General features: G+C 64.1%; 11 protein-coding genes. 8 read left to right on the top strand and 3 right to left on the bottom strand.

Going from position 1 to position 12,263, the window contains the following annotated elements; genetic code table 11:
- Nucleotides 1–153 precede the first annotated feature (153 nt).
- From LDO41_RS22645 to LDO41_RS22635, 3 genes are read left to right on the top strand one after another with little or no spacing between them, the layout of a single operon-like run.
- The gene (locus LDO41_RS22645; protein WP_223992277.1) at nucleotides 154–1,803 is read left to right on the top strand and encodes a hypothetical protein; all 1,650 of its coding nucleotides are present in this window, start codon (nucleotides 154–156) and stop codon (nucleotides 1,801–1,803) included.
- 1 nt (nucleotide 1,804) lies between these two features.
- Nucleotides 1,805–3,799, top strand: a complete 1,995-nt coding sequence (locus LDO41_RS22640) for a hypothetical protein (protein WP_223992275.1) — start codon at nucleotides 1,805–1,807, stop codon at nucleotides 3,797–3,799.
- Between the two features lie 23 nt (nucleotides 3,800–3,822).
- The gene (locus LDO41_RS22635) at nucleotides 3,823–4,509 is read left to right on the top strand and encodes a hypothetical protein (protein WP_223992273.1); all 687 of its coding nucleotides are present in this window, start codon (nucleotides 3,823–3,825) and stop codon (nucleotides 4,507–4,509) included.
- Between the two features lie 60 nt (nucleotides 4,510–4,569).
- On the opposite strand, the gene LDO41_RS22630 is transcribed toward LDO41_RS22635, so the two are convergent.
- Both LDO41_RS22630 and LDO41_RS34375 read right to left on the bottom strand, forming a co-directional pair.
- A complete protein-coding gene (locus tag LDO41_RS22630) occupies nucleotides 4,570–4,824 on the bottom strand; it encodes a translation initiation factor 1 (RefSeq protein ID WP_223992272.1) in 255 nt (84 codons plus the stop codon).
- Between the two features lie 19 nt (nucleotides 4,825–4,843).
- Complete coding sequence (locus LDO41_RS34375) at nucleotides 4,844–5,425, bottom strand: hypothetical protein (protein ID WP_377742632.1); 582 nt, start codon at nucleotides 5,423–5,425, stop codon at nucleotides 4,844–4,846.
- Nucleotides 5,426–5,453: 28 nt separating this feature from the next.
- Here LDO41_RS34375 and LDO41_RS22620 point away from each other — a divergent pair, with 28 nt between their 5' ends.
- Nucleotides 5,454–6,977 (top strand): argininosuccinate lyase, encoded by a 1,524-nt coding sequence (locus tag LDO41_RS22620; protein WP_377742636.1) that lies wholly within the window; start codon nucleotides 5,454–5,456, stop codon nucleotides 6,975–6,977.
- 25 nt (nucleotides 6,978–7,002) lie between these two features.
- Here LDO41_RS22620 and LDO41_RS22615 read toward each other — a convergent pair whose 3' ends face one another.
- Nucleotides 7,003–7,662, bottom strand: coding sequence for a TetR/AcrR family transcriptional regulator (locus LDO41_RS22615; RefSeq protein WP_223992271.1), 660 nt, complete (start codon nucleotides 7,660–7,662; stop codon nucleotides 7,003–7,005).
- A gap of 147 nt (nucleotides 7,663–7,809) precedes the next feature.
- Here LDO41_RS22615 and LDO41_RS22610 point away from each other — a divergent pair, with 147 nt between their 5' ends.
- The 4 genes from LDO41_RS22610 to LDO41_RS22595 are packed head-to-tail and all read left to right on the top strand — an operon-like array spanning nucleotide 7,810 to nucleotide 12,247.
- Nucleotides 7,810–8,457, top strand: coding sequence for an SRPBCC family protein (locus tag LDO41_RS22610; protein WP_223992270.1), 648 nt, complete (start codon nucleotides 7,810–7,812; stop codon nucleotides 8,455–8,457).
- Nucleotides 8,458–8,461: 4 nt separating this feature from the next.
- Entirely contained in the window at nucleotides 8,462–9,358 is an 897-nt protein-coding gene (locus tag LDO41_RS22605) for an FAD binding domain-containing protein (RefSeq protein ID WP_223992269.1), read from the top strand.
- Entirely contained in the window at nucleotides 9,351–9,848 is a 498-nt protein-coding gene (locus LDO41_RS22600) for a (2Fe-2S)-binding protein (RefSeq protein ID WP_223992268.1), read from the top strand. Before LDO41_RS22605 ends, LDO41_RS22600 begins: the two co-directional genes overlap by 8 nt.
- On the top strand, nucleotides 9,845–12,247 hold the full coding sequence (locus LDO41_RS22595; protein WP_223992267.1) for a xanthine dehydrogenase family protein molybdopterin-binding subunit: 2,403 nt from the start codon (nucleotides 9,845–9,847) through the stop codon (nucleotides 12,245–12,247). The genes LDO41_RS22600 and LDO41_RS22595 overlap by 4 nt, the downstream gene beginning before the upstream one ends.
- The last annotated feature ends 16 nt before the right edge of the window (nucleotides 12,248–12,263 follow it).

Genomic DNA, 12,263 nt, shown 5'->3' with positions numbered 1-12,263 from the left:
GCCCCTCTCTAGTAGGGGCGAAATTGCATCGCATAAATCACACGAAATCCGTATCATTAATGCACGTTTTCGGTGCCCTGGACACGGTTGCTCTTGCATCCTGTCGCGGCATCGATTCATAGCGCACGCCGCGCACTCACTGAAGAGCACACAATGATTTCTGACAAAAAGCCAGTTCGACTGGCTGGGGTAGCGTTCGCCCTGACGATGGCCATGCCCATCGCATATGCCATGGATATCGAAGCGCGCGGCGTGGGCAGCGCGACGATTACGGACGATCTTGCCTCCGTACGCACGTCGGCGCTGCGTCAGGCCAAGCGCAATGCGGTGCTCGCCGCGCTGGACAAGGTGGTCGGTGCCGGCACCAGCAAGAATCCGGACGTACAGGCCAAGCTCGACGATCTGGTGGTCCAGGTCGGCGAGGAAGCGTTCTTCAGCCCTGCCCCGAGCGCGGTCGATGGACAGTATCGCATCAGCATCACGCTGCGCATGGATGACAAGGAACTGCGCACGCAGATCAGCGATCTCGGCCTGGCGCTCAACACCACCGCCACGCGCAGCCAGCCGATTCTCGTGATGATGGACGAGTTCTTCACCACGCCGACCAACCTGCGCGCGCCGTTGGAAGAACTGACCGAGTTCCGCCACGAGGAAGGTAGCAGCTACAACGACAAGGAAGCATCGTCGAGCTCGCGCAAGGCCGCCTACGCCGCCAGCAACAATTCGGCGTACGCATCGAAGGAACAAGCCGCCTACGCGGTCAAGGAAAGCGCCGCCGGTCGCGTGAGCGCGGCCCGCGATACGCAGGTGGTCGGTGCCGCGCGCGATGGCTATGGCGGCGAGGCCGCGGTCGCCGGCCGCGACAGCGGGCGTTATGACGCAGCCAGTGCCAGCAGCCGTCAGGCGGCCGGCGCGGCCTCGCGTCAGGTGGCCGCCGCCAGCAGCAGCAACGTGGCGTCGGCATCGTCGTCGCAGCAGGCCTATGCGCGCGACGTCAGTGCCGAGGACCACAACAACACGTACTTCCGCAAGCTGGTCAAGTACCAGCCGCAGAACACCGGGCCGGACAAGAAGAACTACACCTATAACGAGCTCAAGGGCCAGTTGAACGACCTCGATATCAAGGTCATCGACAACGCGCTGTTCAAGAGCAAGTACTTCGGCAACCGCGCCATTACGCTCGACCAGCTCGAGAACGGTGCCGATCTGGCCAAGTACACCGAGTTCGCGCGGCAGGAAGCGACCGCGGACTACCTGATGATCGGTTCGTCCGTGATCTACGACGTGGGCGTGGACCGCAACTCGGGACAGCCCGCCTGCACGGGCGTGGCCAGCACCAAGACGTTCTCCACCAAGACCGGTGAGGACATCGGCTCCGCCACGCAATCGGAAGCGGCCATCGGCATCTCTTCCGACGACTGCCGCGCCAAGCTCGCGGGCAAGCTCGCCGCCAGCCTCGGCAATCAGGTGGGCAAGCGGATTCAGGACTTCGTCAAGCGCCGCACCATGTACGGCGCCGAGTACGTGATTCGCCTGACCGGCGGCGCCCTCACGCTGATGAATCGCACCGCGTTCAATCAGGCGCTGAAGAACGTGCCGGGCCTGGACAAGGCCACGCAACGTCAGGCCGGTACCGACAAGTTCGAGGTGGTGGCCACCTATCGTGGCACCGATCCGCTCGATCAGGCTGTGGCCATGGCATTGGGCAGCAACCCGATGTTCGCGGGGCTGGACTCGATGGTCGACGGCAATATCGTCACGCTCTGCATGAACGGTTGCGCCAAGGTCAAGGCCGCTCGCTGATATGCGTACCCCATTGCTGACGGCCGCCGCGGCGGCCTTGATCATCGCCAGCGGGAGCGCGGCTGCCGCTGGCGTCGGGCTCTACGTGGTCCCCGGCATCTTCTTCGACGATGCGGGCAACGGCAGCAGCAAGATCGACCCCGCATTCCGTCCCGCGCTGGATCTGCGGCAGAGCGTGACGCAGTTGCAGGAACGCGCGCAGGCGCATTTCAAGACGCTGACGCCAACCATCGACAGCAAGAATCGCCTGCGCACGCTGGCCTTGTCGATGCAGGTCACGCGCGCGTCGCGCTACCAGATCGACAAGTCCGATGGCACCACGGATATCTATCTGCCGCTCACGCTGAGTCTGTACTTCAGCAACCCGATGACCGGCGAGGTGCTGCAATCGTTCAGCCAGACGCGTTATGACGTCATGACCGTCTCGCGCTCGCTTGGCAAGGCCGCCATCGACACCAGTGTGGCCAACGCCTATCGCAGCGGCTTTACGACGCTGATGGATACCATGCTGGCTTCTGCCGCGCGCCAGTTCAATCCGTACGTGGTGGAAACGCGCGTGGCCGATACCTGGCGTGGTTTCGTTATCCTCGACAAGGGCTACCGCGCGGGTATCGGCAAGGGCGACGTCATGAACGACGCGACCAGCGAGATTCGCGTGGAACATGCCGGTGCCGACTATGCGGTGGCGGTGCCGGTGCTGGGCACGCCGAAGGATGGCGCGGTATTCAGTCGCGCCGGCACGATGGCGCTGTCCGACGTCAAAAAGCCGCGCGTGCTGGCGCTGGTCAGCGATGGCAACGGCGACCTGTCCGACGCGGTCAGCGCGCAGCTGTTCACGGACAAGCTCGGCAGTGGCGCGCCCTTTGCGACGTTGCCCCTCAACGGCAACTTCAGCCAGGTGCAGGCGTCGATCGACAGCAACACCAGCATCGGGCACGAGGTCAGCGGCAAGCGCGCCCTGCCCGATTACTTCATCCGCATGGTGGTGCCGCCCGCGCGTCAGTACACGCTGCCCACGAATCTTGCCTACAAGACGCTGCAGAGCTATCAGGCATGGGCCTTCGCGGAATTGCTGTCTCGTGACGGCCGTGTGCTCTATGCCGCGGACGTGACGCAGCGCATCGACGATACCGTCACCGACAAGGCTGGTTTCAACGCGGCCGATCGACGCGAGGTGGTGCTCAAGAACGCGCTGAATGACCTCGCCGAGCGCTTCGGCAAGGAAGTCCGCTTCCAGCCGCTGACGCTGAAGGTCACCGCCGCCGCGGCCGACAACTTCCAGATCGATGATGCCGCGGGCGCGCTGCAGGCCGGCGACACCATTCGCGTCTATCACGGCATTGGCAAGCCGGGCCCGTTGACCGAAGAGGCACTGGTGCCGACGTGGGAGGCAACCGTCGCCGCGCGCGACGGGTCCCGCGTCACCGCAACCCCGGTGCTGCCCATTGCCGGCAAGCCGCCGCGCCCCGAGGCCGGCGATGTGGTGCTGGTGGATAGCGTGGCCGGCGCCAACGGTGGTGGACAGCGGATGGCGTTCTGCCCCGCGGACAAGAGCCAGATCGGCAGCGTTGCACTGGATCGCTTCAATCTGCTCGCTTATGCCGGCGCGGCATCGGCCAAGGTGGTGATGATCAATCCCGCGCTGGCGGACCTCGTCAAGGGACGCGTGGGCGGCCAATCGGGCTTTGCACGCGAACTGTCGCTGCGGCCGGGTACCTACGACCGCTGCCTGGAAGCGCTGTACCGCGTCGATCCGCGTGAACGCAAATGCGAGGACGGGCTCTGCGCGCAGGGCTACAACGTCCGGCTGGCCTATCGGCAGCGCGCCGGCGGCAGCGTCGTGGGACAGGCCATCCTCGAGCACGGCTTTGTCTCCAATGGCTATCCGGCGGTCGCCGAAGCGAACGATGTCAACGCCTTGCAGGCGATGGACCTCGATCGCGATACGCGTTCAAGCCTGGATGGCGTCATGAAGCAATTGTTGAATCCCAACTGACGAAGAAAAAGGAAACGTCAAACGTGAAGAAGACTTCTGTAGCACTGGCCGTTCTCGTCGGCAGCACCCTGTTCGCTGCGGCCCCGGCCGCGATGGCATTCGGCCTCGGCAATATCACGTCCGCGATCCCGGGCGTTGGCGGTGGCTCCGCCGCTGCCGTTTCCGCTGGCGATATCGACGCGTTCATCCAGACCGCGAACGATGCCAACCTGATGATCAGCACGTCGTCGTCGCATATCTTCAAGGCGCTGGCCAGCAAGGAAGACATCGCCGCGCTGGAAGCCCGCCTGGCGACCGCGAACGCGATTGCCAACACGGCCGAGAAGGAAGCTGAGCTCAACAAGATCAAGAGCGACGAAGCAACGATTGTGCAGAAGGTATTGGCCAGCAAGGAAGGCGAAGACAAGCTAAGCACCATGAACAAGGCGCAGATGGCCTCGTTCGGCAATGCCGCCTTCACGTTCATGCTGGGCGTGCTCAAGGACAAGCAACTGGCCGAAGGCAGCACCGCGCTGGTGTCCGGCGTGTCGTCGAACCCGATGCTGATCCCCCGTCTGGGCGCGCTGAAGGATGTGGCATCGTCGGTGAGCTCGCAACTGAGCAACACGGCCAAGATCGGCGAAGGCCTGGTCAAGCTGGCCAAGGCCGGCAAGATCACCGCGCTGCCGACGTCGGCATCGGAAAAGCCGAAGAAGGTCGACGAGATCTGATCTCGCCGCGGCAATAAAAAAGGGCACGACTCAGTCGTGCCCTTTTTTTATGACTGCGTGTCAGATGCGGAACACCGCATCTCCATGGTTCTGCAGCAGCGAAGCGATCAGGTCGAGATCGGTGGTGTGCGGCGAGCGCACCTCCACGACCTCGGACCTGCCGCCATACGTGGCCGTGACGCGGCGCCGCGTCGTCAGGACGGCTTCATCCGGCTTCGGTGCAACCACCTCGAGCCACGGCTCGATGCGATACGTGCCATTGACCCAGCCCTTGGCCGTCAGATGCAGTTCTTCCCACTCTTCAATCGTCGACATTGCTTTCCTGCTGATGGATTTATCGGGTGCGCAGACGGAATCTGGCGGCGGCTTGTTCGCCGGCGTGCCGTGCGGCCTTCTTGGCCACCGCCTCGCTGGCGTGGGTGGCATGGCGCATCGAGACGTTTGCCACGACGCGCTCGGCGCCGTTGCGATACTCGGAGATCGTATAGTTGGCGAACCATACGCCCGGCTCCTGCTGGATGGGGTAGATGGAAACGGTAAAAGCGTTGTTCTGATTCAAATGTTGTCCTCGCACACGGCCGAGCGCATCGTCGATTCGACGGATGCCGTCCTGACTGTGTGGCTGAAAGTGATTTGGGACCGGCGCGGATTCACTACTGTCACGCGCGGTCTTGATGAGCGCCGGGTGGTGAGCGGTGCAGCGGTCACTGCTGCTACCGATAATGCTCTTCCACGCGGCGTTGGGATGGCGTAGCGCCAATAAGCCCCGAACGATATTTTGATGTTGGTGTTCGGGCGCCCTGCTGCAAGATGCATGCAGGAAGCGCATTGTAGCACGGCGGACGCTCCATACGCTGAACGTATGGCAAACCTCCATATCGATATTTGTCACCGTATGGGAATGCGATATAGTCATACGCTATCCGCCAGCGCACGCACACCCCATGTTCAAGACAAAACTTATCGCCATTGCCACCCTGATGCTGATGCAGGCCGTACCGGCCCACGCCCAGCAGGCCAGGGAGCGAGACGAGTTCTACTGGCTCGGTGAGATCAACAAGGCCACCGCCGTCATCAACTCCGAGCAGGGCCTGCTCGACAAGCGCATGGCGGGCCGCATTGCCGTGGGCCTCGACAAGGTGCTCAAGGACGGCGACCAAGCGGGCGGCAAGCGCCCCTCCACGGTTATCACGTTCGAGCCGCTGCTGATCAAGGCCGCTGGCGTCGAGGTGACATTGCTGCATGCGGGCCGCTCGAGCCAGGACATGCATGCGACCTACCGCGCGGCGATCCTCCGTGACGACATGCTCAAGCTCGCCGCCCAACTGAATACGACGGCCAGCACCGTCGTGCGACTCGCGGAGCAGCATGCCAAGACCATCGTGCCGAATTACACCAATGGCGTCGCGGCCCAGCCCAACAGCTACGGCCATTACCTGCTGGGTTTCGCCGCCGCGCTCGACCGCGATGCGCAGCGCATTCGCGAAGCCTACGCGCGCATCGATCAATCGCCGATGGGTACGACGGTCCTGAACGGTACCAGCTGGCCGCTCGACCGCACGCGCATGGCCAACTATCTGGGCTTTGCGACCATCGTGAACAACGCCTACGATGCGCACCAGATCGCGGCCGTGGATCAACCGGTGGAAGCCGGCGCCATTGTCACCAGCATCGCCTTGCACGCGGGCAGCTTTATCGAGGACGTGATGACGCAATACGCGAACTCACGGCCGTGGATTCTGCTGCGCGAAGGCGATGGCAATACCTACGTGTCGAGCGCGATGCCGCAGAAGCGCAACCCGGGCCTGCTCAATGGCACGCGCGCCGATGCCTCCACCGCCATCACGCTGGCGATGGGCCCCATCATGCGCGCGCACAATCTGCCGCCCGGCATGGCCGACGCCAAGGAGGTCAAGCAGAACAAGGAGCTGGTGGAGAGCGCCATCAAGGTCCTGCGCGGCTGGGATCGCATTCTCAAGGCACTGGTCATCGACTCGGATCGCGCGCTCGATGAGCTGAACAGCGACTGGACCGCTTCGCAGGAGCTCGCCGATGTGTTGATGCGCAAGTACAAGCTGCCGTTCCGCGTGGGCCACCACTTCGCGTCGGAAGTCGTGGACTATGCGAAGGCCAACAATATCCGGCCGAGCGATTTCCCGTATGCGGAAGCGCGCCGCATCTACGCGCAGGCGATCAGGGAGTTCAATACCGACGCGAGCGCAGCGACCACGGGCCCGGCCGAGCTGCCGATGAGCGAGCAGGAGTTCCGCGAGACGCTCAATCCGGTGGCCGTGGTGAACCATCGCGCGACGGTTGGCGGCCCTCAGCCCGCGGAGATGGATCGCATGCTCAAGGAAGCGAAGCAGACCCTTGCGCAACAGGCCGCGTGGATTCAGGAAAAGCGTACGCGTATCGATGGGTCGCTGACCCGGCTCGATCGCGACTTCGCAAAGCTCGCGCAGCCCTGAGTTTTCGCTGCCGCAAACGTGCGCCTTAGCGTGCGTTGCCGAACAGGTCTTCCGCGGCCACCACGTACGCGCGTACGCGGTCGCGGATCACCTGCTCCCAGTCTTCGGGCGCGCCCTGTTTGTAGACCCAGCAGCGGATGCCCAGATAGAAGATGCCACCGTGCAGGCCCCACACGAGCTCGCTTTCACGCTCGGTGATCTTCGCGCGCACCGACAAGTCCAGATGGCGGCGCGTCTCGCGAATGATGCGCGGGAACAGTTTTTCCCTGAGCAACGCCAGATAGCGATCGGGGATATAGCCGTCGCTGAGCCCCGAGAACACCAGAATTCGTACCCATTCCGGCGTGAGGATTGCCTTGGCGTAGTCGAGGTAGAACTGCGTCAGTTTTTCCTGCAGCCCTAGCGACTTGTCGTCGAGCCCATCCTCCCACGCATGGGTCCAGCGGCCCAGATACACGGTCTCGTACACACGTTCGATCAACGCCTGCTTGGTCGGAAAGTAGTGGTACAGCAGCGGATGGGTAACGCCGATCTCCTTGGCCAGATCGCGCGTCTGCCCTTCCAGTCCCCGCTCCGAGAAGAACTTCACCGCGCCCTGCAGGATCTGCAGCTCGCGCTCCTCCGGCTTGAGTCGACGCCGCACCTTCTTGTCGTCGTCGGTGACGGGCGATGAAATGTCGGACATAGGGAGGTGGCTGGATTGGCGTGAAAAGATGCGGCAATGATATCCCACGGGGCATGCTCTTGACTTTATTGACCAACAGGTAAATACTGAAATCAAAGATCAACAAACCAAAAACAAGACAAGTCGCACGGAGACAAGGATTCCAGGATGGAGCTTGCCGGAGAACAGATCATCCATGCCCCACGCCAGAAGGTGTGGGCAGCGCTCAACGACCCGGCGATCCTGTCGCGGTGTATCCCGGGCTGCGAGGAAGTGAACCGTGTCTCCGACACGGAGACGCAGGCCCGTGTGCAGATCAAGGTGGGGCCGGTTCGCGCGCGCTTTGGCGGCAAGATTCTGATGTCCGATATCGAGGCGCCCGACCGCTGCCGGCTCACGTTCGAGGGCGCCGGTGGCGCCGCCGGCTTTGCCAAGGGCAGTTCGATGGTGGAGTTGGCCGATAGTGGCGCCGATACGCGTCTGCGCTATTCGGTGCAGGCCGCCGTGGGCGGCAAGCTCGGGCAGATCGGTGGGCGTTTGATCGATGCATCAGCCCGCAAAATGGCCGACGAGTTCTTTACGGCGTTTGATGTGGCCCTGCGCGGCGACGCGCCAGCGGCGAGCGCATCGGACACCGTTCGGCCGGCCGAGATCGCGCGCCCTTCCCCGCTATCGACCCCTACAGCCTCTACATCCGCTAACTCCGCTGCCGCCGGCAACGCGCTGGCGCCGGGCTTCCGCGGCGAACTGCAGCGTGCATTCTGGTTCGTCCTGGGCGCGGTGTTCACGTTCGCGGTCATGCACTGGGCGGTGTGACGACGTGAAAGCACCTCCTTTTGATTTCGTGCGCGCGAGTTCCGTCCCCGAGGTGCTGTCGCTGCTGGCGCAACACGGTGACGACGCGCGCATCCTGGCCGGCGGGCAGACGCTGCTGGCCACACTCAATATGCGCCTCTCCGAGCCGCGCGTGCTCGTCGATATCAACGATGTGCCGGGCCTGAGCGGCATCTCGCTGCAGCACGGTTACGTACGCATCGGCGCCCTCACCCGCCATGGCGATATCGAAGACTCGATGGTGGTGCGCCAGCATGTGCCGCTGTTGGCCATGGCCGCACCGCACGTGGCGCACCGTGCCATCCGCAATCGCGGCACGCTCGGCGGTTCGATCGCGTTTGCCGATCCGGCGGCGGAATGGCCGGCCTGCGCGGTGGCGCTCGATGCGCGCATCGTGGTAATCGGACCGCAAGGCGAACGCAGGATTCCGGCCGCCGACTTCTTTCTCGACCTCTACACCACGGCGCTGGCATCCGGCGAGATCATCACCGCGTGCGAGTTTCCGCTGCCGGAGCCCGATCGCCGCTATGTCTTCGACGAACTCACTCGACGTCATGGCGACTACGCGATCGTGGGCCTTGCTGCCAGCGCGCGCGTGGAAGGTAGCACGCTGCGCGATGCGCGGCTGGTGTTCCTCGGCACCGGCAATATCCCAATGCGCGCCCGCGCTGCCGAGGCAGCGCTGGAAGGCGGGCCGCCCGAGGGCGCTCGCCTCGAAGCCGCGCGTCTGGCGCTGGCGACCGAGCTGGCGCCGGTAGCCGACCTCTACCACTCCCCCGAAGCCAAGCTGCACCTCGCGTCGGTATTGATGAGCCGGCTCGCGCAACGGCTCGTCGCCACTGCGGCCGGCACCACACCAGATCACGGAGGTCGCCATGCGTAAAACGATGCCCATCATGGTGCACGTCAACGGGCAGGAGCACGAGCGGCAGGTGGAGCCGCGCACGCATCTGGTCGACTTTCTGCGCGACGATCTTGGCCTGCGCAGCGCGCGCGTGGGTTGCGAGCACGGCGTGTGTGGCGCGTGTACCGTGCGGCTCGATGGCGACATCGTGCGTGGCTGTCTGGTACTTGCGGCGCAGGCTCATGGCCATGAAGTGGAGACGCTGGATCACGTCAGCGACCGCGGTGATCTGCGCGAGCTGCAACAGGCGTTTCACGCGCGCAATGCGCTGCAATGCGGCTTCTGCACGACGGGCATGCTGCTGACCGCGGCGGCGCTGATCGAAGAGCATCCCGATGCCACACGCGAGCAGGTGCGCGAATACATCTCCGGCAACTACTGCCGCTGTACGGGCTATCAGGCGATCGTGGATGCGATCTGCGATGTCCTGCAACAACGGCGCAGTGCAAACCTGGTGCCGCAATCATGAACGACTTCTCGCGCAACGAGTTCAATGAAGTCGACGCCGTCGCCAAGGGCGTGGGTGTCGAGCAGCGTTATATCGGCGTGGGCGTAAAACGCCCCAACGCGAAGCGCCATCTCGAAGGGCGCAGCGTGTACACCGACGACGTTGTGCTGCCACGCACCGCACACGTGGTGTTTCTGCGCAGTCCGATGGCCCATGCGCGCATCACCCACATCGATGCGGACACCGCGCGCGGCATGCCCGGCGTGGTGGCGATAGTCGACGGCGCGCAGATTGCCACGCTCTGCCAGCCATGGGTCGCGACGCTGGCGCACCTGAAGGGTATGAAATCCGCGCCACAGTATCCGCTCGCGATCGACGAGGTACATTGGCAAGGCGAGGCCGTGCTGGCCGTGGTTGCCGAGACGCGCCAGCAGGCCGAGGATGCGTTGCAGACGGTAGTGGTCGCGTGGGAGAAACTGCCCACGGTCACGAGCATGGCCGCGAGTCTCACCGCGCCGCCGATCCATCCGGCGCTCGGCGACAACGTGTGCTTTCATCGCGAAATCGATACCGGCAGCGTCGACGCAGCGTTTGCCGCAGCCGATCTGGTCGTCGAGGAAACCTACACGTTTGGCCGCCATACCGGCGTGACCATGGAGACGCGCGCCGTCCTTGCGGACTACAACCGCGCCGACGGCAAGCTCACGGTGTATCAAGGCCATCAGGCTCCGCATATGATGCAGGACCTGTATTCACGCCATTTCGGCCTGCCGGAACACGCGGTGCGCGTGATCTGCCGCGACGTGGGGGGCTCGTTCGGTATCAAGGTGCATTCGTATCCGGAAGACTTCGCCACCGTCGCGTTGTCCATCATGCTGCGGCGGCCCGTCAAGTTCGTCGCCGACCGGCTCGAATCGTTCCTGACCGATATTCATGCGCGCGAGCATCATGTCGACGCGCGCATCGCCCTGAACCATGACGGCGAGATCATCGGTTTCGATGTGGTCGATCGGACCGGCATCGGCCCCTACTCGGTTTATCCGCGCACGAGCGCGATCGAAGGCAATCAGGTCATCAACCTGATTGGCGGGCCTTACCGGCACAGCCACTATCGCGCGACGCTCGACGTGCTGTTTCAGCACAAGACCCCGACCAGCCAGTATCGCGGCGTGGGTCATCCGATCGCGTGCGCGGTCACCGAGGCCATCGTCGAGCATGCGGCCCAGCGGCTGGGGATCGATCCGCTCGAAATGCGCCGGCGCAACGTGATGCCGGACCGCGGCTATCCGCGCAACGGTGCATCCGGTATCCAGCTGGAAGCGCTATCGCACGAGCAATGTCTGGACCGCATCGAGACGATGATGGACTACCCTGCCCTGCGCCGCGAGCAGGCAGCGTTGCGCGAGCAAGGCATCTATCGCGGCATTGGCCTGGCGGTACTGATCGAGCTGACCAATCCGGGCGCGGCGTTCTATGGCGTGGGCGGTGCAAGGATCGCGGCGCAGGATACCGCCACAGTGCGCTTCGATGCGAGCGGCGTGGTCACCTGCCTCGTTGGCGTCGGCGAACAGGGCCAGGGCACGGAGACCGTGTTCGCGCAGATCACCGCCGATGCGGTGGGCGTGCCGATGGACAGCGTCAAGGTGGTCACCGGCGATACCGAGGTCACACCCTATGGCGGCGGTACGTGGGCCTCGCGCGGTGCCGGCATTGGCGGCGAAGCGGTATTGCAGGCGGGCCTGGCACTCCGCGAGAACCTGCTGCGGCTGGCTGCGACGATCCGTCAATGCGATGCACGCGATCTCGATGTGTCCGAGGGCCGCATCGTCGGGCGGCGCGAGCGCGAGTTCGTGATGGAGGTGGCCGAAGTCTGCCGCATCTATTACTTCCGCCCCGATACGCTGCCGCGCGGCCCGCTGCCGGAACTGGTGGTCACGCGCTCGTACGCGCAGACCGGCTACCCGTTCGCATTCACCAACGGCGTGCAGGCATCGTATGTCGAGGTCGATATCGAGACCGGCTTCGTCAAGCTGCTCAAGCACTGGGCGGTCGAGGATTGCGGCCGCGTATTGAACCCGCTGCTGGTGGACGAGCAGATGCGCGGCGCCATCGTGCAGGGAATTGGCGGCGCACTGTTCGAAGAGTGCCTGTACGACGAGGATGGCTCGCTGCGCAACGGCAGCATGGCGGATTATCTGGTGCCGATGGCGGCCGAGATGCCCGATATCGAGCTGTCCCATATCGAAACGCCGACGGCGACCTCGCAGCTCGGTGCCAAGGGCGCCGGTGAAGCGGGTACGGCTGGCGCGCCCGCCGCGGTGATGAATGCGATCAACGACGCATTGCAACCGCTCGGCGCGCGGGTGACCTCGCAGCCGATCACACCCGAGAAAATCCTGCGCGCGCTCGGGCGGATCTGACTGCTCCATACAGGAG

Source organism: Cupriavidus pampae (genome assembly GCF_914271485.1).
GTDB classification, from domain to species: Bacteria; Pseudomonadota; Gammaproteobacteria; order Burkholderiales; family Burkholderiaceae; genus Cupriavidus; species Cupriavidus pampae.
Note: the sequence above shows the minus strand (reverse complement) of the source record. Positions and strands in the feature narration are given on the sequence as shown.